The sequence below is a fragment of the Sphingobacterium sp. UBA7249 genome, assembly GCF_002472835.1.
GTDB classification, from domain to species: Bacteria; Bacteroidota; Bacteroidia; order Sphingobacteriales; family Sphingobacteriaceae; genus Sphingobacterium; species Sphingobacterium prati.
Genome location: NZ_DKST01000025.1, coordinates 118784 through 144339, shown reverse-complemented (window position 1 = coordinate 144339; position 25556 = coordinate 118784). Strand labels below are relative to the sequence as shown.

Here is a 25556-nt window from a genome sequence, read left to right as displayed (position 1 = left end):
CATTATGAATAAAACGCGCATTGAACATGATTTTCTTGGAGAAAAAGAAATTAATGACAACTGTTACTATGGCGTACAAACAGCCCGTGCCAAAGAAAATTTTGACATTACCGGTATTCCTATCGGGAATGAACCGCTTTTTATCAAAGCCTTTGGTTATGTAAAAAAAGCTGCAGCCATGACAAACAGAGATTTAGGAATATTGAGTACTGAAAAAGCAGATGCAATCATTTATGCCTGTGACCGCTTAATTGCTGGCGAATTTACTGATCAGTTTATCAGCGATATGATACAAGGTGGTGCGGGTACTTCTACAAATATGAACGCCAATGAAGTAATTGCTAATCTTGGCCTTGAGCATATGGGCTATGCCAAGGGTGATTATCAACATTTGCATCCTAATAACGATGTAAACTTGTCACAAAGCACGAATGATGCTTACCCCACAGCGTTTCGGATGGCAATTTATTTAAAAATTGATGCCTTTGCTGATTCACTGGAACAATTACAGCATATCTTTTATGACAAGGGAAAAGAATTCAAAGATGTGTTGAAAATGGGCCGTACCCAATTGCAGGATGCTGTACCAATGACTCTTGGCCAAGAGTTTAACGCCTTTGCAACTACTATCGGTGAGGATGTAATGCGTCTGCGAGAAGCAGAAAAGTTGATTTTAGAGGTGAATATGGGCGCTACGGCAATCGGAACTGGAGTAAATGCCCCCGAAGGCTATTCCGAACTCTGCGTAAAACACCTTGCTGAAATAAGTGGTATCCCTGTGATCCTCGCGGCAGATCTAATTGAAGCAACTTACGATACGGGAGCTTTTGTACAACTTAGTGGCGCGCTAAAGCGAAGTGCGATCAAATTAAGCAAAATTAGTAACGATCTCCGTCTGCTGAGTAGTGGCCCACGCTGTGGCTTTAACGAAATTAACCTTCCGGCCATGCAGCCAGGATCTTCGATTATGCCCGGTAAAGTTAACCCCGTAATGCCAGAACTGATGAATCAGACCTGCTTTTATGTAATCGGTGCAGACCTGACGGTCACCATGGCTGCCGAAGCTGGACAATTGCAGCTAAATGTTATGGAACCTGTCATTGGTTTTGCATTATTTACATCGCTAGAATATTTAAGTAAAGCCTGTGCCGCACTGGGAGAAAAATGTATAAAAGGCATTACTGCAAACCGCGAACATAGCATGCAGTTGGTCATGAACAGTATTGGGATTGTGACGCAATTAAATCCAATCCTAGGTTATGAAGAATGTTCTTCTATTGCTAAAGAAGCTTTAAAAACAGGCAGATCCATCCATGATATTGTGGTTAATGAACGTAAATTGATTAGTCAGTCCAAATGGGATGAGATCTATTCAATTGATAATCTCATCGACCCTAAATTCATTACAAAATGATCATTGTTGAATTTATTATCCTATTGGTAATGATCCTTATTGGATCTAGGATGAAAGGCATTGGACTGGGTATTATGGGAATGGTCGGATTGATGATTTTTGTTTTTGTCTTCAAAATGCCGCCCACCGATCCCCCAGTTGCTGTATTATTGATTATTCTGGCAATTGTAACCACAGCTGCCACACTACAGGCAGCTGGCGGTTTACAGTATTTAGTAGCACTTGCAGAGCAGATCATCCGTAAGAACCCCAATCATATTACCTTCATAGCCCCTTTTACAACTTATTTTCTATGTCTTTTTGCAGGAACAGCCCATATTGTATATTCCTTACTTCCGATTATTTCCGAAGTATCAGCTAAGAAAAGAATCCGTCCAGAAAGACCATTAACTGTTTCCGTTATTGCTTCACATTTATCGCTTACCGGAAGCCCCATGAGTGCTGCTACCGCCTCGTTAGCCGCTGTTCTGGCCTATTCTTCAGCCGCAATAGATATCATGCTCGTTTGTATCCCTTCTTGTCTGATTGGTATTCTTGCAAGTGCATTATTTGTACGTAAACGAGGGATAGAACTGAATGAAGATCCCGAATTTTTGGAGAAAATGAAAGATCCCATTTTTGCGAACTCCATTGATGGACCTCCCTTAAAAAATAGCGAGGGTATTTCAAACTTAAAGCCAGGAGCAAAAACAGCTGTTGCGATTTTTGGAGCTGCCATTCTACTCATTATTCTTTTTGGTGCCTTTCCGGCGATTATCCCACATGTGGGCGGCGAAGCTGGTTTCAGCGTTACTTCGAGCGGCCAGATCAACCTCACAACACTTATTATCATGATCACGTTGACCGCCTCAGCCTGTATTTTATTAGCGACCAAAACTCCAGCACTTGAGGTTGCAAAAGCAAGTTTATTTACCTCAATGGCCACAGCGGTCGTCTCTGTTTTGGGAGTAGTTTGGATGAGCTCGACATTTATGGCTTCAAATGAAGCACTGATAGAACACACCTTTCGTGATATCGTTGCATCACATCCTTGGACTTTTGCTTTTGCGTTATTTCTGATGGGGGCACTCACCTTTAGCCAAGCTGCGACCACGAGAACAATGATGCCTATAGGTATCGCACTTGGGATTTCTAGCCCACATTTACTAGCCATGTTCCCGGCTGTGAATGGAGATTTTCTACTACCAGGCTACCCAACATTAGTAGCAGCAATGGACTTTGATCGGACTGGAAGCACCAAAATTGGAAAATTTGTAATAAATCATAGTTTTTTACTACCCGGTTTTGTCGCCGTTATCGTAACCGTCGGAGCCGCCTTTTTATTGAGTAGCTTGATTTTGTAATTAAAAATCGGCACCTTATACAGATAACCTGTAAAAAAGATCCCCATTTTGGTCTAGGCCAAAATGGGGATCTTTTTTATTTTAAAAATTGCGCCAATAATAGTGAAAAAGTACCAATCTCGAAACAAAAGAGTATTTTTTCCCGGATCAACAATAAGCAAAAAATCCAATAGTTCTTGGCGCCCGGCGCATTTAGTTAATAACAATAATAAGAAAACCTTATTACAAACAATTGTTACAATAGTTGCCAGTTTAACTCGCTTTACATTAAAAAAACGCATACTTATTAAATAATTTTAAAAAGTTTTTTGAACTTAATTTTTTTTTAATATATCTTTAACAAAAGTTTAACCAACTTTATGAACGTTTCAAATACCAATGGAAAAAGAAATCTTAAAAAACCTCTATTTTGATACCGCTCTATCTATAGCAGAATTAGTAAGGAAACTAGCAAAGAGCACTCCCTCAATTACAAAGGTTATCAATCGGCTTTTGGAGGAAAAAATTATTATCGAATGTGGATTTGCTGAATCTACAGGAGGAAGACGCCCTATCCAGTTTGCATTGAACCCATCACTAAATTTCTATATATTAACTATTTCCGCTGATCAATATTTTTCCACGTTTACATTGACAGATGTGATTCAAAATACGATTGCTGAGCATAGAGATATTCCGTTGGAATTACAATCTAGTCACTCTTCCGATTTACTTCTATCAGAAATTGAAAGAATCTTAGCTTCCTCCCACATAATCCTTGACAGGCTTATTGGAATTGGTCTCAGCATGCCCGGATTTGTCAATTCGGAACTCGGAGTTAATGAGTCCTATCCTATTACTCACCCACTCTACAAGATAAAAAACAACATAGAGAAAAAGTACAAGATTGCTACAGTAATCGAAAATGATTCGCGTTGCATAGCACTAGCAGAAAAGGAATTCGGTTTGGCAAAAAACATTGAAAACTCGTTGATCATTAACCTTAATTGGGGGGTTGGGTTAGGAATTATCATCAATGGAGCTATATTTAAAGGAGAATCGGGTTTTGCAGGGGAATTTAGCCATATTCCGCTCTCTGATAACAATACGCTTTGTTCTTGCGGTAAACGAGGCTGCCTAGAAGTAGAAGCTTCGTTAAATGCAGCTATTCGAAATACAGAAAACGACATCGAAAAAAATGAATATTCAATTTACAGCACATTTGTCAAGAGCAAGCTTAACAAAATAGATGCTTTGATTGAATCAAGTAATGTGGGAGACCAAATAGCCATTAATAATATTGGAAAAATAGGGTATATGTTGGGTAAGGGAATTTCAACTTTAATTCACATTTTAAATCCTAAACAGATTGTCGTCAGTGGTAGGGGCGCTGAATTAGGACGTATTTTGAATCCACAAATTCAAATTGCAATCAATGAATTTTGTATACCCGAAATAGCGAAAACTACGCAAATCCAAATGTCTAACCTAAATAAAAATGCGCAAATAAAGGGTACTGCTGCTATTGTAGTAGAAAACTATATCGGCAAAATCCTAACTAAATAATTATTAATAAATAAACACTAAACAATGAGTCTATTCTACAAAAAAACAGCTGGATTAGCGTTGTGCACTCTCTTCAGTGCCACCTCGCTTTTTGCACAGCAAGGCATTTCTGGAACAGTTTCAGATGCCAAGGGGCCATTATCGGGTGCCACTGTCTCAGTAAAAGGGACAACTCGAGCTACCCAATCAGGAGCAGATGGAAAATTTAACATTCAAGCTGCTCAAGGTGAAATAATACGCATTTCACTAATAGGCTACAAATCCCAAGAAATTGTGGTCACCACAACTAAAACGATTAATGTTGCTTTAACAACTGATGAAGCTACTTTAGGAGAAGTTGTTGTCACAGCGATGGGTATAAAAAGAGAAAAGAAAACATTGGGTTATTCTTTTCAAGATGTCAAGGGGGATCAATTAGTTGATGCAAAAGAAAATAATGTTGCCAACGGATTAGCGGGAAAAGTATCCGGTCTACAGGTAATTAAAGGATCCGCTGGTCCAGCTTCCTCGACAAAAATAACACTTAGAGGAAATAATTCCTTAACAGGGGATAATCAGCCTCTTATTATAGTTGATGGTGTACCATTAAACAATTTCCTTGGTGCAACCAATGGTATTGGACAGACAAATAATGACATGTGGAATCCTGGAACGGATATGGGAGGCGGTTTAGGCGACATCAATCCAGAAGATATCGAAAGTATGTCTGTCCTTAAGGGCGGGGCAGCCTCAGCTCTTTATGGTTCAAGAGCTGGTAATGGCGCAATTATTATTACAACAAAATCTGGGAAAGCTCAAAAAGGAGCCGGTATATCATACTCCTCAACATTAGGACTGGAGACTCTATTTATGACGCCAAAGCTGCAAAGCACCTATGGACAGGGGAAAGACGGTGTCAATAATCCTACAAGCACAGAAAATTGGGGTGAAAGACTAACTAGTCAAGCTTACGACAATATTGGTAACTTTTTCAAAACAGGTGTCAATCACACTCAAAATTTAACTTTCCAACAACAATTCAACAAAACCAATATCTATACTTCGGCGACCTATCTAAACGATCAAAGTAAGATCCCCGGATCTTCCTTAGAACGTCTGAATTTAATGACCAAAGTAAATACATCTTTTGGTCCTGATGATCGTTGGACAACAGACGTAAAGGTACAATACATGAATACCAATGCGAAAAATAGACCAGCATCAGGCGATAATACATCAAATATGTATAGTACATTATTTACGATGCCACGTTCAATAAATATCTTAGATTTCAAAAACCCAATAGATGCGCAGGGCAATATGAATTGGTATGGCACAACAAATTCTATCAATCCTTACTGGCTGGCAAAGTATAAATTAAATCAAGATATCCGTGATCGCTTCTTAATGAATGGAAGCATTCAATACAAATTCAATGATTGGTTAAATGCTGAAGCGAGGTTAGGAAGAGATCAATATACAACTAATTATGAAAATAAAACCTATGCAGGAAGTCCGATAAGCGCAACAGGGCAATATGGTTTAGGTAAAAACACTTTTTTTGAGAACAATTTTACTTTGGCTTTAAATGCTAAAAAAGACAATTTAGTTGGCAAATGGGGTGGAGCATTGTCTCTATTTGGGCAAATAATGAAACAAAAATCAACTGGATTAGACGCAAATGCTGGAAATTTGGAAGTTCCGAATCTATTCTACATCCAAAATAGCATTTCAAATCCAGTGGTAAACCAATCCCTAGCCACTAAACAGATCAATTCTCTTTATGCCAATGGAGAAATAAACTATGACAATTATTGGTTTATTAACTTTACCGGAAGAAATGATTGGTCTTCTACATTAGGAAATAACAACAGATCATTTTTCTATCCATCTGTCAGTACATCATTAGTTATTTCGGACATGGTCACCAAAAATGGGGGACAACTACCATCATGGTTAAGTTTTGCCAAAATAAGAGGATCATATGCGCAAGTAGGTAATGATTTAAGTTCATTCCAGTTATACAATGTGTTTAATATCGGAAAAGATCCTAACGGTAATACCACTGCTGGAATGCCAAACACTAAATTCAATCCAGGCATCTTAAGCGAATTGATTAAAACTATAGAATTTGGTTTTGATGCTCGATTTTTCCAAAGTAGAATGGGAATTGATTTTGCATGGTACAAAAACAATGCAACCAATCAAATTATTAATATACCCGCTGATCCTTTCAGTGGCTATGAATTTGAAAAAATCAATGCTGGAAATATCCAAAACTCCGGTATTGAAGTTGTTTTAGATGGTCGTATATTTGATAATAGAGAAGGATTCAGCTGGACCTCAAGCATTAATTTTTCAAACAATAGAAATAAAATAATTGATTTAAGCGCTGCGAGTGATATTTATCCATTAGGATCCTATGACAATATTGCAGTCCGAGCTGTAAAGGGAAGTTTATATGGGGACATCTATGGCACAAAATTTCTTCGGGTTGAGGACGCTAACAGCGAATATAATGGGCAGTTACTTCTAAGCGGCAATGGTCTCCCACAATCCAATGGTCAAATGGTAAAATTAGGAAACCAAGCGCCAAAGGCTCTTGTGGGATGGACAAACAGCTTTGCCTATAAAAATTTTGGTTTGAGTTTTTTAGTTGATGGAAGATTTGGCGGTGAATTCTACTCGGGGACAAACCTGAACCTGCAAGTAAATGGTAGTGCAGAAGTAACTGCTCCTAATGGCCAACGTGATAAGTTGTTAGTTGACGGTGTGGTTAGCTCGGGGACTGGCTATGCAAAAAATACTGTAGAAACAACTCAACAGTTATATTGGAATCAAGTTGGTACAACATCTGGAAACTTTGGTATCGGCGAAGCCAATGTATATGATGCTACTAATATTAGATTAAGAAACCTAAGTTTAAGTTACAATTTCCCAAGTACAATACTAAAAAATAGTATTATACAACGTGCAAAGATTAGTGTGACAGCAAATAACGTCTGGATGATAAAAAGCTATGCAAACGGCGTCGATCCAGAATCAGTATTTGCGATTAATTCGAATGCGACAGGTTTTGAAAATTTCTCCACACCAACTTCAAGATCATTTTTCTTTAACGTAACATTAGGTTTTTAAACATTAAAAAAATGAAAAATTTTAAATCAAAAATAGGAATAGCCATATTATTTGGATCTATCACATTTTCTTCTTGTTCAAAATTTGAAGAAATAAATATTGACCCCTTAAAGGCAAATGAAACACAAGTTAAAATTGAGTATTTTTTCAATAACTCGCTAACAGGAGCCCAGCAAGATCCAAACATAGCAGAACGAATATTTGTGTTGGATTGGAAAACAGCGGGAAGACAACATATGACAAACGGACTCGCATTGGGAACGGTGAATGACGACTGGTCGAAAGAATATTACAGATATTCAGCAGAATGGATTAAAAATGCAAGTAAAGGAATTCAAATTGCCAATGACGAAATCAAAGCTGGATCAGCAAAAGATTACACGAACAATATCCTTCAAATATCGAGAATATGGAGAGCTTATCTTATCAGCGAACTAAGTGATAACTTTGGCCCAGTTCCAATTGATTATGCCGAAGGCGTAAATCCTGATTACAAACCTGTTAAAGATGTTTATTATTATTTATTCGATGAGTTAAAAGATGCTATTTCAAAAATTGACCCGAATGTAAAAATACCTGAAGATGTCTTAAAATTTGACAGAGCATATGGATTTAAATACGATAGCTGGATCAAATATGCAAACTCTATGCGTATGCGACTAGCAATGCGTTTGTCGGAAGTAGATGCTGCGAAAGCAAAAGCTGAATTTGAAGCTGCTGCTACAACAAATAAATATATTGCAACTGCTGCGGATAATTTTACTGTTGCAGAAAAAACAGGATGGGATCCATTGTCTGGAGTAATGAGCAGAGAATGGAATGCGCAGACATTATCTGCTACTTTAAACAATCTTTATATTGGCTTAGGAGGAATAAAATCTGATCAATTAGTTGCCTCGGATCTAAAATCTTCTATTAAAGACGAAAATTATATTGGCAAACGCTATTCTAATCATTTCACTACACAAACAAATGATCCTTCAGCAGGATATTGGTTAGATGGACTTCCTAATAAAATTGACCCACGCGCATACAAAGCATTTTATATTCCAGGAGATTTAAGTAATTCCAATTATTCTTTATATCCATCTTGGACTGATGACGCGAAAACACAGGAAGAAGTTTTGGTGAACGGATCTAATCAAATAAAAGTAAACACAAAATATACGTGGAATGCTTTTTCTCTAGGGGACTGGGGCGCCAAAGGAACGAATAATAGGCTACGTTCAACTTTAGTAGGAAAAGTTCCAGCATTAAGTCAACAATTTAGAGCAAGTACAAGTAGTAGAATATTCTTCGCTAACTGGGAATCATACTTCCTTCTGGCTGAAGCTGCTGTAAGAGGATGGTCAACAGGTACAAGCGCTCAACAAGCGTATGAAAATGGTATAAAAGCTAGTTTTGATTACTGGGGTGTAGGTGCATTTGCTAGCAATTATTTAAATTCAGAAAACTATAATCGTGTTGGAACTTCGGTAAAATTCACTCATACAACCGAACCAGGTAATAACCATAGCATGAATTATATTGATGGATATACTAATGCTCCCGGAACAGTTAGCATAAAATATCCTGTCAACACGTTATATAAAAATGGTTCGGTACGCAATGATTTATTAACAAAAATTATTACACAAAAATTTATTGCTAATTTACCATGGTTACCACTTGAATCATGGAATGATCAAAGACGTTTGGGATTACCATTTTTTGAAAATCCAGCAATTGAAAATGCATTACCGAACTTGCCAGATCTGAATGCAAATAATATGATGACTAGTAGTATCAAATTCTTCCCGCAACGATTAAACTATCCTTCTTCTTTCAGAGAAGCTTCCCCTGACAAGTATCAGCAAGCTATCTCTCTTTTGGGAGGTTCTGATAAAGTTTTAACACCATTGTGGTGGGCAAAGCAGAAATAAACATTTCTCACAAGTAGTCCAAATAAAAAGGAGGTGCAAATGTACCTCCTTTTTATTTGGATCCTAACTAATGAAACTCTCTCAAAATTACAAATTCGTACTTACCAAAATTGAAAATTATTCTGAAAAATAATAATTATAAAGAATAATCATTGAACGCACATTTCTGAAAAGATCAGTTTGTGCCGAAGACACATAAATTCCATTATCGTTAAACCATAACCGAACGCCGTCATATGGTTTGGAACTACACCAAATCACATACTTTATCATATAACTGTTACAAATACATTTCTCGATTTCGCTATAAAAACCGCAATCTTATCTATTTATCATATGCTTTTATTAATTCTTTTTAAAAAATTTAAAAAGAATTTTGAACTTAATACAAATACTATATATCTTTATTTAATCAATGATCGAATCTGATGTAACAATATTAGTTTAGATCAAAATTGCACAAACTAACTTTGATATTAAAAAATATCAATTTAAACTCATAGAATCGAATAATAACTTTACTGAACTTGAACTAATTTATGATTGTCGATATTTTAAGGAATTTGTATTACCGTCCAATGCAACCGATTGCAGAAATAGCAAATTCATTATCTCGAAGTATTCCTTCTGTTACGAAACAAATAAATGGTTTACTTAAAAAAGATATTATTGTAGAGAACGGGTATGCGGCTTCCACGGGAGGAAGAAAAGCTATTCAATATACATTAAACGAAGATTTAAATCATATCGTCATAAGCATTGCCATCGACCAGTTCTACACCTCCATTGCTTCATCCAATTTAAAAGCAGAGGTCTTATACACAGAAAACAACATTCCTATTGATCTAAGAGATCATAAAGCATCCGAATCGATAATTGATTCAATTGTCAATTTTATAGCCTCAGCGCAAATCGAAACACATCTAGTCATAGGCATTGGAATTAGCATGCCTGGATTCGTCAACTCCGAAACTGGACTAAATGAATCCTACAGCGAAGGGGCTCCTTTATACAATTTGCGAGAGCAAATCGAACTTAAGTTTAATATCCCTGTTGTAATTGACAATGACTCTCGTTGTGTCGCATGGGCTGAAAAAAAATTCGGTGCGGCACAGGAGTCTCATCATTCACTTGTCATCAATCTAAATTGGGGTGTTGGGCTCGGCATCCTGATCAACGATGACATATTTAAGGGAACATCGGGATATGCTGGTGAATTTAGTCATATTCCGCTTTCCGATACGTTGACCTTGTGTTCTTGCGGAAAAAGAGGGTGCCTCGAAGTCGAAGCATCCATTAGCGCAGCCATTCGAAATATCCAAAGAGACATCAAAAAGGGAGAATACTCCATATACGGAAAACTAGAAAAAGAACATATCAACAAGGTCGAGGCGCTGATAGAGGCCATACATATTGGGGATCAAGTAGCTATTAATAATATTGGAAAAATCGGATACTTATTAGGAAAAGGAATATCTACACTTATTCATATTCTTAATCCACATCGAATTATCATCAGTGGTCGAGGAGCAGAGATAGGTCAAATTCTGGCACCGCATATCCAGGTTGCTGTCAATGAATATTGCATTCCAAAAATTGCTAAAAAAACGACACTTAGTATCTCCGCTCTACATAAGAATGCTCAACAAGTGGGAACTACTGCCTTAGTAATAGAAAAATTTATCGAACGCATAATAAACTAATATTTTACACAAATACCTAAAACATGAGTCTATTTTACAAAAGAACTGCGGGACTGGCCTTATGTACACTATTCAGTGCTACATCGCTCTATGCGCAGCAGAGCATTACTGGAATAGTTTCAGATGCAAAGGGACCGATCTCTGGTGCTACGATTTCCATCAAAGGCACGACAAGAGGTACCCAAACCACAGCAAATGGATCTTTTACAATTCAAGCCTCACAGGGCGAAACGTTACGCGTATCCATCGTCGGATACAAACCTCAAGAGATTGTCGTTGGAGCAACTAAAACAATTAATATTAAATTGACTGAAGATGCTTCTGCTTTAGAAGAGGTTGTCGTTACAGCCATGGGTATTAAGAGAGCTCCAAAAGAACTTGGCTATGCCATGAGTACGGTAGATTCGAAAGAATTAACAAAAACAGGGTCTCCCAACTTTGCTGGAGCATTATATGGTAAAGCACCCGGTGTGCGCATCTCTGCTGCTCCAGGTGGCGCTACCTCAGGTATCAATATCAATATCCGCGGAACGAATTCAATCACGGGAAACTCCCAGCCACTTGTTATTATAGATGGGGTACCAATGCGTCAAACATCGTTTAACAATTCCGATTACTGGGGTGATCAGCGTGCCAGAGGTAATGGTCTGGAGGATTTAAATCCGGAAGATATCGAAAATATCAGTATCCTTAAAGGTGCATCGGCTGCCGCCTTATATGGATCGGAAGCAATGAACGGGGTTGTCTTGGTTACCACAAAATCAGGGAAGGCCGGCAAAGGTTTCTCCGTTGATTTTAATGCAACATATACCCATGATCAAATTGCTTATCTACCCCGATTTCAAGATGTCCGCGGACCGGGATACTCCAAAGCGTATAATGATGTTAAACAGGCGGATGATTTATTTTTTTACTATGGTGATGAAGATAAAATCAATGGGATTACTCGTGGCGTGATGAATACCAGCCTGAACTTCGGTCCAAAATTTGACGGTAAAGATATTATTTCATGGGATGGACAAGTTAGACCCTATTCGGCACAAAACTCGTATAACAAATTTTTTAACAATCCTAACAACAGCATATTCAACCTAGCGATCGGCAATACTTCCGAGAATTCAAATATACGGTTCTCGCTAACACGTCAGGACAACCAGATGACGGCGCTGGATTCATATAATAAAAAGAATGTTGCCAATCTCAATGCCAGCTTCACCCTTTGGAAAAAATTTAAAAATGATGTAGTTGTCAATTTCGTCAATCAGCACACGCACAATAGGCCTTTTCTGACAGACCGATTGATCAATAATACCGGTGGTATGATTTCTACATTTGATAATCCAGAATGGTATTTAAACAAATACAAAACAAGTTTGGGCTATAAATATGTTATTAAAGATCCAAATACACAATCACTCACTCCAAATGAGGATATCCGTTACTTTGGATACCGTGGCGATGTCTTGGGCTTCCTTTGGGATACGAAAGCAAAACAATATGACGAATATTCGAATCGCTTGATCGGATCATATACAGCAACATGGAGCATCACTGATGACTTGTCACTACGAGGCCGTGTATCAGCAGATGTCACATCACAACGGACTGAAAGCAGACAGCCAAATGAAATTCCTTTGGCTTTCGGAAATTCGGGAGGATTTTCGCTTGGGAACCAAAACGCAAATATTTATTACACGGACTTTTTAGCAACTTATAATAAAAATATCAATGAAGATATTAAGGTTGGCGTGGTTGCCGGTTACACAGCTACTCGTTCACAGGACACTTACGTCCAAAATGAAACCAGTGGTGGTTTGACAGTACGCGACTGGTATGATGTCAACGCTTCATTAAACCAACCGATAAGAAACGACCGTTACAATTATCGGAACTATATGTTGCGCGATGCTGTTTTTGGAACATTGAATTTTAACCTGAAACAATTTTGGAATGTGGAGGGTACGATACGTCGTGAACGGATTTCCACAATGAATCCCGACAACAATGTGCTTTACTACCCTTCAGTCAACTCAAGTTTTATCTTATCCGATGCTGTTAAATTACCTGAATTCTTCAATTATGCTAAATTGAGAGCTTCTTGGGGTATTGTGGGCAGTTATCCTGACATTTATAAAAGCGCCCTTGCCTATACGGTAAAAACATTGGGCCCACAGGTTACAAACGGTGCTTCCGTTATTTATTCGACACTTCCTACAACTGGTTTTGGTAATATAGATATCAAACCCGAAACGAAAAATGAGATTGAATTTGGTTTAGAAACCAGAATGCTCAACGGTCGTCTAGGTTTAGATGTGACATACTACAATGGTTTAGTAAAAGATCAAATCATTAACTATACCCTACCTATTTCAAGCGGTTCAAATTCGATACTCGCCAATGTTGGCTCCTTGCGAAACACCGGTTGGGAATTTGCCATCAATGGAACACCGATACAAAAGGAGAATTTTAAATGGAGCTCAACGCTTAATTTTTCGATGAACAATAATAAGGTTGTTTCTCTTCCGGGCAATGCTTCCACACTTCTTCTCAGAGACTATGATGGTAACGCTGCACAACTTGTAGCCAATGTCGGCCAGTCCATGGGCGATATCATGGTTAGACCAACCAAAATGGACGAAAATGGCAACCGTGTAGTTTCCTCAAATGGACTTTATGAAATAGATGGTGACAAATGGATAAAGGCTGGAAATGCATTGCCGAAAGCTGTTGGCGGTTTGATCAATAACTTTTCGTACAAAAACTTTTCTTTAGATGTGCTAATGGATTTCCGGCTTGGCGGTAGTGTTATGCCTACAGGTACTAACTGGATGATTAGTCGTGGTCTACTTGAAGAAAGTCTAAATAATATGGATACAGAGCACGGTGGAATGAGTTACTACCAAGCTAAGAATGCTAATGGTAGTACCGTTGGTATTGCTACAAATGAGACCACTGGGCCAAATGGCGAAACAGTTTATCACGACGGGATGCTTCTAGATGGTGTATTGGCTGACGGTTCTTCGAATACAAACGTTATCTCCCAAGCAACTTATTATGCAAACACCTATAACTGGGGCGGACCGCAATATTCGCAATCCCGTTATGAGCTTTATGTCAAAAAGAACAATTACGTAAAAATGCGGGAGATATCGATTGGTTACCGTTTGCCTGCATCTGTTGCCAATAAACTAAAAGCTAAAAACATCCAGTTATCTGCTTTTGGGCGTAACCTATTCTTTATCTATAGATCTATCAAAGACCTGGATCCTGAACAAATGACAGGTGGATCTAACTGGATTAACAGCGTATCGAATGCAGGGACTTCACCTGCAACGAGAACTTATGGTTTAATGCTACGTGCTAGCTTCTAATTTTATGAAAATGAAAAAATCAGTTTTATTTATGGGGCTTACTATAGCCACCTTATTGACAATAATATCCTGTAAAAAAAGCTCTTTTGGTGAGTACTACAATGATCCTTCAAAGGCGGCTCAAACATCAATTGAGAAACAGTTCACTGGCATGATCTATGATTTTAGAGCATTAATTATACCCACATATGGCAATTATTTTATAACGTTAAGACCAACAATCAATCTTTACATTCAAAACCTCGGTTCGATCAATCAAGCCAATCAATTGGTACCCGGTTCTGCGGCTATTGAAGAGCGTTGGAATAAATATTATGCTGGCTTGGCCCAATATAAGGAGTTTCTAAGGTTGTTCGAAAGTCAGACCGAAAACGAGAAGACTGAAAAAAGAGTCATGCTCCTTGCAGCAAAGGTTATATTCTATGATCAGACGCAACAAATGGTAGACCTCGTTGGCGATATTCCCTGGACGCAGGCGGGGCTATTAAACACCAATAATGGAGACTATACTATTTCTTATCCTAAATATGATAAAGCAACGGATATCTACACAACCATGTTAGACGAATTAAAGTCTATTAGTGCAGAGCTGTATGAAATTAAAATTCCCGCCACTTTTACGGGAGCTTTCAGAACACAGGACCTGATCAATAATGGCGACATGGAGCTATGGAAGAAGTATTGTAACTCCCTTCGGTTAAGAATGCTGACTCGTGTATCCACAAGCAGCCAATTTGCAGCGAGAGCACAAACCGAAATTGCAAGCATCATTGAAGCCCAGGACACAAATCCTTTAATACTTACTAACGCAGACAATGCACAACTTGATATTTTTAATATCAACTCTGATATTAAATCGGAAGATATAAAAGGTGCATTTGAAACAGATGGCTGGTATGCAAACTTCGGTAGTAAACCAATGATTGATGCCATGGTTGCAACAACAGATCCTCGTTTACCTATCTTATTTGAAAAAGGTGAAAAATCGGCTGGAAAATATATTGGTTTAGACCAGAGTTTAGGCGAAAATGAACAGTCAAACTTAGCCCGTGGAGGAACATTAAGTTTCTACAATAGACATACATTGTCACGTAATAAATACCTTCCTGGGATCTTGATCAGCGCGTCACAGGTTAACTTTCTGCTAGCAGAATATTACAACAAAAAGGGTAATGATGCTGAAGCAAAAAAGGCATTTGAAAATGGTTTAAGAGAATCAGTAAACTTGTACTACGATATATCAACAAAAAGTGACGAGCAGCTTGTAGCGGGTCCAAGCAAACCGACCGCAACAAGCATCGAAAACTTTGTCAAAGCAGTCAACTGGGATGGCGCGAGCAGTAAAATCCAGTTAATCGCTACCCAAAAGTGGTTACACTTCAACTTGTTCCAAGCCGTAGAGAACTGGTCAGAACAAAGGCGTTTGGATTATCCTAAATTTACAATTCCAACACTCAATTCAGACAGACAAAGAACAATACCATTTAAGTTAACATTGCCACAAACAGAGGCAACTTATAACACAGCAAATTATAACGAAGTTAAAGATCAGGATAGCCCCAACATAAAGCTATTCTGGGACGTTAATTAATCGACACTACAACTACCGACAGAAAGCCACTCCCGAGTGGCTTTCTTATTCTCATTTTCATTATATTTATACATGCAAAAACTGACAACTATTATATCAACCGCATTGCTAGCGACAACCTCAACTTTGGCCTTAGGACAGGCACACAACGTGTCTGGTGGTTATCAGAAACCTACCGATCCATTGGTGGTTGAAAATCTGGAACAATGGCAAGACATGAAATTTGGTCTTTTCATGCATTGGGGAACTTATAGTCAGTGGGGAATCGTAGAAAGCTGGAGCTTATGTCCGGAAGATGAAGGCTGGACACAACGCAAAGCTGAACATGGCGCAACTTACAACGAATACGTAAAGAACTACGAAAATCTACAAACAACATTCAACCCCACGGATTTTAACCCGCAAAAATGGGCCGATGCCGCGAAAGCAGCCGGAATGAAGTATGTCGTCTTTACGACCAAACATCACGATGGTTTCGCCATGTTTGACACCAAAGAATCGGATTATAAGATCACTTCTACCAAAACACCTTTCTCTTCCAATCCAAAGGCAAACGTCACCAAGGAAATCTTCAATACCTTTCGCAATGACGGGTTCAAAATCGGCGCATATTTCTCCAAACCAGATTGGCATACAGATTATTACTGGTGGAATTATTTCCCACCAAAAGATCGCAATGTAAACTACGATCCCCAAAAGCACCCCGAGCGCTGGGAGAAGTTCAAAAACTATACCTATAACCAAATTAATGAACTTACGTCCGAATATGGCAAGGTCGATATCTTATGGTTAGACGGTGGTTGGGTACGTCCATTCAAAACGATCGATCAATCTGTTGACTGGCAACGAACCATCAAAGTTGAACAAGATATTGACATGGATCGCATCGGTGGAATGGCCCGAAAAAATCAGCCCGGAATCATTGTCGTAGACCGTACAGTTCCTGGTAACTGGGAAAATTATGTAACACCGGAACAGGCCATACCCGAACATCCCTTGGACATTCCCTGGGAAAGCTGTATTACCATGGGTGACTCGTTTAGCTATGTCCCCAACGATAATTATAAGCCAACCAAGAAAATCGTCGAAACCCTCGTCAAGATTATCGCTCGAGGTGGTAACTATTTACTCAATATCGCCCCCGGCCCAAAAGGGGATTACGATCAAGCAGCATATGACCGTTTAAACGAATTGGCTGCTTGGATGAAAATCAATCAGAATGCTGTGTATGCGACACGTACCATTGCTCCTTATCACCAAGGTGATTACTATTATACCAGAAGTAAGGACAGTAAAATCGTCAATGTATTTCATCTCTCTGAAGGAGATAAATATCAACAACCGAATGAATATGTCTTTCAGGTTCCAGACAATTTTAAGGTAAAAAAAATCACAATTTTGGGCCATAAAGGTCGTTTGGATTGGTCGCAACATGACAATCAGATCACCTTGAGAAGTCCGGGTACAAGATTCAACTATGCTACCGCAATCCAATTGCAAAGCAAATAATAAAAAAGCAGCTGGACTTAGTTCCGCTGCTTTTTTGTTCTCCTATCATGAGGTATCGACGTCGGGTTCTCACGGTTGTTCACTGACGGTAGACAAGCTAGCAAATTAAGCTACGCCAATCTACAGCCTCAATGCTTGCCAGAATAACTCAATAATATCAATAGAAAATATCGTTTGACCTTAATAGCTTATCCTATCCGAATGAAACAGATAGCCCTATTTCTAACTTTGTTGCCCGCAATATTTTATTCATGTACAAGTTACAGTCCACGAATCCGCTCTTCACAGCGGATCTTCCAAGAAGGACAGGTCAACTTCAAACAATGCCATGCTTCGACCATTCAATCCATCGGCAAAGATAGCTTGTTGGCCTGTTGGTTTGGCGGCTCTCATGAATCCAATCCTGATGTAGTAATATGGAGTTCGTACTATGCCAATGGACAATGGCAGCCCCCAGTTCAAATCGCAGATGGGATCCTTCCAGATAAGCGCTATCCAACCTGGAATCCCGTGCTATATCAATCCCCACAGCATGATACCCTATATTTATTTTACAAAATTGGTCCTAATCCACGCGAATGGAAAGGCTATTTTAAATACTCACTTGATAAAGGTCATCATTGGTCTACTGCTCAACAACTACCTGAGGGTATATTGGGACCAATCAAAAACAAGCCACTCAGTCTAGGCGATGGATTACTGCTTTCGCCTTCCAGTACCGAATCAAAAGACGAAATCTGGAAAGCACATGTAGAAATCAGTCGCGATCAGGGTAAAACGTGGTCCATCAGTAAAATACGTCCAGACACCAGCATCCAGGTAATTCAACCAAGCATTGTCCAACATTCAAATGGACGGATTCAAGTACTTTGTCGCAGTAAAGAAAATAAGGTAATGAGTGCTTTTTCTTCCGACCAAGGCAACACCTGGGAGCCGTGGCAGGCCACCAACTTGCTCAATCCGAATTCGGCAACCGATGCCATTCGATTGAAAAATGGTTTGTTTATGATCGTTTACAATCCGGCTATAGCAGGGAAAGATTGGTGGGAAGGCCGTACAAAGCTCCGTGTCGCTATCTCCAAAAATGGTCTACAATGGAAAGACGCTCTTGTACTTGAAAACGGGGTCAAGGGCGACGAGTATTCTTACCCCACAATTATACAAGATAACAGTGGTTTAATACATATCACCTATACTTGGAATAGGAAAAATATCAAACATATAGTCGTTAAATAATTGTTCGGGATAACAAAAGCACGGTTCTGCACTCCGGCTGTATGAGTTCGCGGTGCAATACGTTGATTCCGTCACATGGAAAAATAGATTCGGCCTTGGTCGAGGATACTTCGGCAAGTGGAATTTCCATTTCCCAACGAGGGGAAATCGTTCCGACACTGGTTTGTGTCATTTTGCCAGGTGTCGAAATAAAAAAGTCCCCCGNNCGGGGGACTTTTTTATTTCGATGGCCGTCTGTTACAGGCAGCAAGATCTCCCACCCACAGCGCAAAATACTACTGACAGAAGATTTATTCCCTCGCCACAAATAATGCGGCTAATAATCCTTCTTTAGCTCCATCTCCCCTTTCAATCGAATATCGTCGGATGATGCGCCAATCAGCAACTTGAATTTCCCATTCTCTGTTTTCCATGCATTATTAGCATTCCAAAGCTTGAGGTCTTCTTTATTCAATTGGAAGGTATAAGTCTCTTTCTTTCCGGCAGCAATAGGTTTACGTTCGAATCGTTTCAACTGCATAATGGGCGTTACTACCGAACTAACCTCATCGACAACGTATAACTGTGCCACTTCATCGCCGACCACTCTACCCTTATTTTCGACATCAAAGGAAACTGTACACACAAAATCATCTGCGCCTTCGGTCAGTCCGACCTGTAGGTTGCTATAGTTAAATTTACTGTAACTTAATCCATAACCAAAAGCGTACAAAGGTTTGGCAGACATCTCCACATAATCGTGATGTTTCGGTTTTGTATGATTGTAATGTACAGGAAGCTGCCCCACGGAGCGCGGAATAGAAATCGGTAAACGACCAGCAGGATTATAATCGCCAAACAGAACATCAGCAATGGCCAATCCGCCCTCCTGTCCGGGATACCAGGCGTTCACAATTGCGGGAATATGTTCCGCAGCCCAGTTCAGATTAAGTGGCCTTCCCATAATAGTCACTAGCACAACAGGTTTTCCGGTCGCCTGGATTGCTTTCATCAGTTTTAATTGATGGCCCATCATATCCAAAGAGACACGATCAAACCCTTCCCCACTCTCCATATCACTGACCGTATTGGGGTCAACGTTCGCCGCACCCGTCGCTTGGTAGGAGGTTTTGAAATCCCGGGCGCTAGAGCCGCCAAGCACCAAGATCACAACGTCCGCTTTTCGTGCTGCTGCTACCGCAGCAGAGATATCAGAATTTGCTGTATCACGGATAGCACAACCTTTTATATAATCAACTTGCGTTCCTTTGCCCAGGGCTGCACGAATACCGGTCAACACTGTCTGAACCTTCCCCTCTGCCTGTGGCGCAGTATAATCCCCCAGTTGGTTATAGGCATTGTCTGCATTTGGTCCGATCACCGCAATACGTTTTAAGGATTTGCTTAACGGCAAAATATCTTGCTCATTTTTTAGCAAAACAATAGACTCTCGGGCAACTTCTCGCGCTACAGCTCGATTTTGCGCTGTCGCTACTTTTTGAGCAACAAGTTTTTCATCCACAAAGGGACGGTCAAAGAGTTCCAGATTAAATTTCATACGTAATACACGGGCCACTGCAGTATCCAATACTGCAGACTCCACCATCCCCTGCTGTACGGCTTTCAAAAGATTAGGGCCATATCCCGAGCCACTCAGATCAACGTCCAATCCGGCATGTATACTTTGTGAAGCAGCTTCTTCTCCTGTCGCTGCTGTAGCATGCCCACCGTTCAGACCTGAGATACTCAATAGATCTGAAACCACAAATCCCGAGAATCCCCAGTCTTTCCGGAGGATATCCTTCAACAACCACGGGTTTGCCGAGCAAGGTATACCATCAATACTATTATAGGCAGTCATGACCGAGCCCGCTCCGGCTTTAACAGCCCGTTCGAAAGGCGGTAGAAAATACTGCCTTAAACTCCGTTCACCAAACGATACAGACTCACCATTATGTCCACCATCAGGTGCCGCATAAGCAACAAAATGCTTCAATGTACCAATGATTTTATCTTGTTGTCCCAGCTTTTCACCCTGAAAACCGCGGATCATGGCACTTCCCATCTGTCCAATCAGATAAGGATCTTCGCCATATGTTTCCTCTGTTCGAGACCAGCGGGGATCCCGCGCTAGATCTAAAACGGGACCATAACCATTTTTACCCCCCACGGCATAGGTTTCTTGCGCAATTGTAGATGCCATGCGTTGAATCAGATCCGGATTCCAGGTACTCGCTTGTCCTATCGCGGTCGAAAATACTGTAGCACCTATGGCCATGTGTCCATGCGGAGCTTCCTCAGACAGCAGTAGTGGAATACCCAACCGGGTGCTATCCAACATATATCTTTGAATAGCATTAGTTGCACGGGCGGCTTCTACAGGATTAAGACCGTTAATTAATGTTTTTTGCGTCCAGGGATCGGCACGCAACGTTGCCCACAATAATCCAATATGTTGTTCCTTTACCGCTTTCTTTAATTTATCGCTAACGCCAACATACTTGCCCCTTTTCTCATACATATCCCATCCAAGCAATTTGCTCAGCTGCCCGACCTTCTCTTCCACGGTCATCCGCCCTAAAAGATCTTTGACTCGTTGTTCGGTAGGCAATGTGCTATCTTTATAAGGAACTTTTTGGGCTTGAACTTTTGGCGAAAGCAATGTTGCGATTGCTGTAAAAAGTAATATGCGGACTTTCATAAGTAGATTATTATTTTCTCCATTTTTTGTATTTTACGAGACCTGTATTTTTTGCATCACACCATCAATGCAACCGGTTTCAAAACACTAAATTAACGATTTAGCAGCAATAATCAAGGTAAAATTCACTTCCAAAACCTTTTCCATAGTCAACTAAGCAATGAAAGCATTTCTTTTACGGATGGCGGACCTGCAAAATACGACTATGATGCGGAAAAATTAAACGTATCTATCCAAAATAGAAAGACGGCAAGCCGTCTTTCTTCTCAAGTGTTATAGGAAATATACTACTTATTTGTCAACCGTAATCCGATTGTCTTGAAAATTTATAAGACCACTACAAATAACTTAATTTTCAACCAAGAAAATAAAAATACGTTATTGTCCTTTAATTACTTCTTGCCAAAGACTGGGATAATCCGTCTGAATTAACCGTACAAAAGGATATTCCGTTAAAAAAGACCGATACACATCTTTTCCTTCCCGTGCAGCTTTATCGTCATATTCACCCAGACTATTCATCCAGAAATAAACACCTTGCTGCCGCATGGAATTAAGCTTTTCGATGTCCTTAAACGACTCATCAAGATGGATGATTGATGTTATCTTCATCTGTAGAATCGCATTTAAATCCTTCATGCTGCGTGCCCGTGGAAAGAGTGTCACCCGCGGATTGAGTTTGTAAATCCTAGGCATATCTTTATAATCGTACAGAAAAAACAACACCTGATCTTCCATTTCTTCTTTTTCGACGAGATTATAGGTTTTCTTAATGAACTCTTTTCGTTCTTCCTTAAAGTCCAGATCAACAATTATTTTACCCTTGGCTATCCGTAAAGCTTCTGTTAGTGTCGGTATCATCTGCTCTGAAGCTTTGCCGTTGGCCTTTTCACGTAAGTACAGCTGTTGAATTTGCGCGAAGGTGTATTGAGCTACCTCGCCTTCTCCAGTCGTGGTTCGGTTTAGGGTTTTATCATGCATAAGCACGAGTACGCCATCTTTGGTCGCTCTCACATCAAGCTCAACCACCGAAGCTCCTTGCTTGATGGCTTCTTCAATAGCAGCGATCGAGTTTTCTGGCTGCTCCAGGTGTGCTCCACGATGTGCTACAATATGCAAACTTTTTTGATCCAGCTTTTTTAATAACTCGATCGATTGACCATATACACTTGCGGTAGAACTTATTATTACACTCAGTAATATTCTAGAAAATAGCATCTTTTTCATCAGTAGACAGATATTTTTTTTATTTTTTTGACAGTTCAAACGAGTCAAACAATTGTCCATTGAGCTTGTAACTGGCAAAATAGAGTCTATCTGTCGTTAGTTTTATCACTTGATATAGTTGTGTTTGTGCTGTAGCAACATCCATCCATCGATCAGAATCGGATTCATACATCTTCGGTCCGGCTACTGAGAGCAGGTATACAGGTCGTTTTCTTCCAAGACTGCCACGTGCATAGGTGTGATCATGGCCTTGCAGAACTAAATCAACACCATATTTCTCCAAAATAGGTTTGAATCGTTCCCTTAAGATCGTATTATCACGTTTTTTTGCCGTAGAATATACAGGATGATGCATCACGACGATATTCCATTTTTTCGTAGAAGAAGCCAGCACACTCTCCAACCACTTTTCTTGCTTATTAGCTGCCAACGAATCCAACATAATTAATTGGGAATTCAGTGAAACAATCCTTAAATCCTGATAGTCTAAGTAGTAGACGGCATCCTGCAAACCAACAGGCCCATTTTTAGGAAGGTTAAACTGCACCTTCCAATGCGGATCCAAAACTAGGCTTCCGGTTGAGTCTCGTCGATATTCATGATTTCCGGGAGTAGGGATAGCGGGTATCATTTGATGAATAAAACCTCCCCCCTCATACCATTCCCCCCATTCTTCATCTGTATTCGAACGATTGATCAGATCACCCGCGTGAACAATAAATCGCGCGTTTGATTCCTGCTGAAAAGCACGCCGGATCGTCCTTGACCAGCGCGAACGTAAGTCATTCTGTGCATCGCCCAGGTAGATAAAAGAAAAATCTCCCGATTTTCCTGCCGTTCGAAATTGATTCCAGGGGCTCCAGTATGTACCATCGCCGACACGATAGGTATAGGTGGTTCCAGGTTTCAGATTTGTAAAGTTTACTTGATTGTAGGCATCCTGCTGTTCGCCGCGCGCCAGATATTGGCGTATCCCCACAACCGTCTGTACCTGTGTTTCAAAATCGGGACGGCTTTGTTCTTCGGCAATCTGCCCTATTATTTTATCTCCGGCAGCAGTTGCCCGCCAAGAGACCGACTGTGTACTGCTAGGATCATCTGACCAGGTCAACATAATCCGATCCGGCTGTTTGCTTACAGCTTCTGATTGAGCCCGGCTCTGCGCCACGGAACAGCATAACGCTATTACAAAAAAAAGAGAGTTTATTTTCATTGGATTTCTATTTTAATCTATGTATTATTTTACCAAGGTTTGCCCGTTCCTTGCAATAGCCAAGGTTTAGACCAGGCACTATTTTCGTTATCGGCCTGTGAATAGGCTGTTTTCTCTATGCGACGTAATGCCTCTTCAGCATTCTTTTGATTCACGCTCATCTCTGTCTGCATATAGGGTACACGTACCGGAAGCTGTGTCCGAATTGCCGCTGGACCAGCTTTCAACCTCGGATAACCGGTTCGCCGATAATCAAACCAGGCTTGTGCACCGGTAGACCAACTTGCAATCCATTTTTGCTCCATAATCTGTACCTGTGTATTTTCAAATGTTACGCCCTTTTGGCGGATATAATCTACGTAATCCGCAGCCTTTCCCCAGCTTGTCAGCGAGGCTTGAATACCACGTTCATAATATGCACGCGCCGTCTCCGGCAGAGCCCAACCCTTCCAAGCCGCCTCTGCCAAGATAAACTCCACTTCAGCGGCAGTTAACAACCTTGCTTTGAGCAAGCTTCCTTTGGCCGAACGATAAATTTCATTGAGGTAAGAAACATGTGGATTAATGGAAGTCTGTCCCGGTGTCGGATTCAAATTGTAGGCCGATGGATTTTTCGATCCACTTGCTGGTAAACCGACATAGTCCTTGTCTGTATCAATAGATATCCCCTTAACCACATCCGGTGACACGATACGGACACCATTGACGATTTTATCAGTACCAGCAGGTACGGTATTGCTTACTTCGATTGGTATCTCTACCTTCTTTGCCCACACAGCCAGCCGTGGGTCGCTTAATTCCTGAAGTCGGTCAACAAGTGTCGCACACATTTTCATCCTCCTGAAATTGCTTCCACTGGCATCATATACAGTATTGGATGGCCAGGAGTCAGCCGCGTTATTCCCAGCAAAATCCATCAGTACCTCATCTGCAGGGTTGCTGATTAGCGGAAACTTATCGGGGTTGGCCACTATGTTTTCAACCCCATGCTTGGCAAAAGCATTCGCCTTCTCCGAAATACGCATATAATACCGCAGGGCTAAGGAATTGGCAAAACGGCGCCATTTGGAGGCTTTACCACCAAAGTACACATCAGCACCTGCCAATACTTCATAGGATGCATCCGGTCGTGACAGCAATTCATTTGCCTGTTTTAGTTCTTCGATAATCCCTTTGTAGATCACTTCCTGGCTATCGTATTTTGGGAAATTATATTTTGTATCCCCAAGTTCTGCTTTCAACGCATCTGTATAGGGTGCATCGCCCCATAAATCCGTGATCAATCCAAACAGGTAAGCACGCATCACCAGGCCAACACCCTGATGAAAATCCAGTCCTAATTTCTCGGCACGGTTACGCATTAATTCGTTATCCCGGAGATAGCCATAATAGCTATCCCAGCTCAAAATCCCCCCGGTCCATTCATAATCATTGTGCGCGTTGAACCAGGCGTCGAATTGTGTATGCTGAATCACTCCTCCAAGATCGGAGAAACTTAATTCATTGTATTTTTTTGCGGTCCCTGTCAGGATCGTTGGCAATAGCAGATTGGGATTTGCATCCTCTTCACTCACTCCATTCGGATTAATATTGAGCTCTGTCAAGTCTTTACAAGCAGAAATATTGAGGATCATCCCCAGAGCAATGATCATTTTCGTTAATGTTTTCAGCTGATTTTTCATCGT

Annotated in this window: 15 protein-coding genes; 10 read left to right on the top strand and 5 right to left on the bottom strand. The window is 40.2% G+C overall.

All coding sequences use genetic code 11. From position 1 onward, the window contains the following. Nucleotide 1 precedes the first annotated feature (1 nt). From aspA to B4A24_RS17150, 10 genes are all read left to right on the top strand, one after another. Complete coding sequence (gene aspA / locus B4A24_RS17195; protein ID WP_349681740.1) at nucleotides 2-1414, top strand: aspartate ammonia-lyase; 1413 nt, start codon at nucleotides 2-4, stop codon at nucleotides 1412-1414. Continuing rightward, entirely contained in the window at nucleotides 1411-2757 is a 1347-nt protein-coding gene (locus B4A24_RS17190) for an anaerobic C4-dicarboxylate transporter (protein WP_293946295.1), read from the top strand. Before aspA ends, B4A24_RS17190 begins: the two co-directional genes overlap by 4 nt. A gap of 378 nt (nucleotides 2758-3135) precedes the next feature. Further along, the gene (locus tag B4A24_RS17185; RefSeq protein WP_293946294.1) at nucleotides 3136-4302 is read left to right on the top strand and encodes an ROK family protein; all 1167 of its coding nucleotides are present in this window, start codon (nucleotides 3136-3138) and stop codon (nucleotides 4300-4302) included. 24 nt (nucleotides 4303-4326) lie between these two features. Beyond that, complete coding sequence (locus B4A24_RS17180) at nucleotides 4327-7419, top strand: SusC/RagA family TonB-linked outer membrane protein (protein ID WP_293946293.1); 3093 nt, start codon at nucleotides 4327-4329, stop codon at nucleotides 7417-7419. An 11-nt stretch (nucleotides 7420-7430) separates the two neighbouring features. Beyond that, complete coding sequence (locus B4A24_RS17175) at nucleotides 7431-9341, top strand: SusD/RagB family nutrient-binding outer membrane lipoprotein (RefSeq protein WP_293946292.1); 1911 nt, start codon at nucleotides 7431-7433, stop codon at nucleotides 9339-9341. Between the two features lie 578 nt (nucleotides 9342-9919). After that, nucleotides 9920-11044: an ROK family protein gene (locus tag B4A24_RS17170; protein WP_349681739.1), complete on the top strand. Its 1125-nt coding sequence runs from the start codon at nucleotides 9920-9922 to the stop codon at nucleotides 11042-11044. Nucleotides 11045-11067: 23 nt separating this feature from the next. Next, nucleotides 11068-14415 (top strand): SusC/RagA family TonB-linked outer membrane protein, encoded by a 3348-nt coding sequence (locus B4A24_RS17165; protein ID WP_293946290.1) that lies wholly within the window; start codon nucleotides 11068-11070, stop codon nucleotides 14413-14415. 10 nt (nucleotides 14416-14425) lie between these two features. Then, nucleotides 14426-16006, top strand: a complete 1581-nt coding sequence (locus tag B4A24_RS17160) for a SusD/RagB family nutrient-binding outer membrane lipoprotein (RefSeq protein ID WP_293946289.1) — start codon at nucleotides 14426-14428, stop codon at nucleotides 16004-16006. A 72-nt stretch (nucleotides 16007-16078) separates the two neighbouring features. Beyond that, nucleotides 16079-17515 carry an alpha-L-fucosidase gene (locus B4A24_RS17155; protein ID WP_293946288.1) on the top strand — a complete coding sequence of 479 codons (1437 nt, stop codon included), beginning with the start codon at nucleotides 16079-16081 and terminating at the stop codon, nucleotides 17513-17515. Nucleotides 17516-17716: 201 nt separating this feature from the next. After that, on the top strand, nucleotides 17717-18751 hold the full coding sequence (locus tag B4A24_RS17150; protein WP_293946287.1) for a sialidase family protein: 1035 nt from the start codon (nucleotides 17717-17719) through the stop codon (nucleotides 18749-18751). Here B4A24_RS17150 and B4A24_RS17145 read toward each other — a convergent pair. From B4A24_RS17145 to B4A24_RS17125, 5 genes are all read right to left on the bottom strand, one after another. Continuing rightward, the gene (locus tag B4A24_RS17145; RefSeq protein ID WP_293946286.1) at nucleotides 18744-18923 is read right to left on the bottom strand and encodes a hypothetical protein; all 180 of its coding nucleotides are present in this window, start codon (nucleotides 18921-18923) and stop codon (nucleotides 18744-18746) included. The genes B4A24_RS17150 and B4A24_RS17145 overlap by 8 nt on opposite strands. 144 nt (nucleotides 18924-19067) lie before the next feature. Continuing rightward, complete coding sequence (locus B4A24_RS17140; protein WP_293946285.1) at nucleotides 19068-21431, bottom strand: glycoside hydrolase family 3 N-terminal domain-containing protein; 2364 nt, start codon at nucleotides 21429-21431, stop codon at nucleotides 19068-19070. A 378-nt stretch (nucleotides 21432-21809) separates the two neighbouring features. Further along, nucleotides 21810-22658, bottom strand: a complete 849-nt coding sequence (locus B4A24_RS17135) for a glycerophosphodiester phosphodiesterase family protein (RefSeq protein WP_293946284.1) — start codon at nucleotides 22656-22658, stop codon at nucleotides 21810-21812. A gap of 19 nt (nucleotides 22659-22677) precedes the next feature. After that, nucleotides 22678-23871, bottom strand: coding sequence for a purple acid phosphatase family protein (locus B4A24_RS17130; protein WP_293946283.1), 1194 nt, complete (start codon nucleotides 23869-23871; stop codon nucleotides 22678-22680). A gap of 29 nt (nucleotides 23872-23900) precedes the next feature. After that, the gene (locus B4A24_RS17125) at nucleotides 23901-25553 is read right to left on the bottom strand and encodes a SusD/RagB family nutrient-binding outer membrane lipoprotein (protein WP_293946282.1); all 1653 of its coding nucleotides are present in this window, start codon (nucleotides 25551-25553) and stop codon (nucleotides 23901-23903) included. Between the last annotated feature and the right edge of the window lie 3 nt (nucleotides 25554-25556).

Excerpts from the sequence above, each read along its gene's own strand:
- B4A24_RS17130 (WP_293946283.1), bottom strand. The coding sequence starts at position 23,871 with ATGAAAATAAACTCTCTTTTTTTTGTAATAGCGTTATGCTGTTCCGTG.
- B4A24_RS17170 (WP_349681739.1), top strand. The coding sequence starts at position 9,920 with ATGCAACCGATTGCAGAAATAGCAAATTCATTATCTCGAAGTATTCCT.
- B4A24_RS17140 (WP_293946285.1), bottom strand. The coding sequence starts at position 21,431 with ATGAAAGTCCGCATATTACTTTTTACAGCAATCGCAACATTGCTTTCG.
- B4A24_RS17185 (WP_293946294.1), top strand. The coding sequence starts at position 3,136 with ATGGAAAAAGAAATCTTAAAAAACCTCTATTTTGATACCGCTCTATCT.
- B4A24_RS17135 (WP_293946284.1), bottom strand. The coding sequence starts at position 22,658 with ATGAAAAAGATGCTATTTTCTAGAATATTACTGAGTGTAATAATAAGT.
- B4A24_RS17125 (WP_293946282.1), bottom strand. The coding sequence starts at position 25,553 with ATGAAAAATCAGCTGAAAACATTAACGAAAATGATCATTGCTCTGGGG.
- B4A24_RS17150 (WP_293946287.1), top strand. The coding sequence starts at position 17,717 with ATGAAACAGATAGCCCTATTTCTAACTTTGTTGCCCGCAATATTTTAT.
- B4A24_RS17160 (WP_293946289.1), top strand. The coding sequence starts at position 14,426 with ATGAAAAAATCAGTTTTATTTATGGGGCTTACTATAGCCACCTTATTG.
- B4A24_RS17145 (WP_293946286.1), bottom strand. The coding sequence starts at position 18,923 with ATGACACAAACCAGTGTCGGAACGATTTCCCCTCGTTGGGAAATGGAA.
- B4A24_RS17165 (WP_293946290.1), top strand. The coding sequence starts at position 11,068 with ATGAGTCTATTTTACAAAAGAACTGCGGGACTGGCCTTATGTACACTA.
- B4A24_RS17180 (WP_293946293.1), top strand. The coding sequence starts at position 4,327 with ATGAGTCTATTCTACAAAAAAACAGCTGGATTAGCGTTGTGCACTCTC.
- B4A24_RS17175 (WP_293946292.1), top strand. The coding sequence starts at position 7,431 with ATGAAAAATTTTAAATCAAAAATAGGAATAGCCATATTATTTGGATCT.
- B4A24_RS17190 (WP_293946295.1), top strand. The coding sequence starts at position 1,411 with ATGATCATTGTTGAATTTATTATCCTATTGGTAATGATCCTTATTGGA.
- B4A24_RS17155 (WP_293946288.1), top strand. The coding sequence starts at position 16,079 with ATGCAAAAACTGACAACTATTATATCAACCGCATTGCTAGCGACAACC.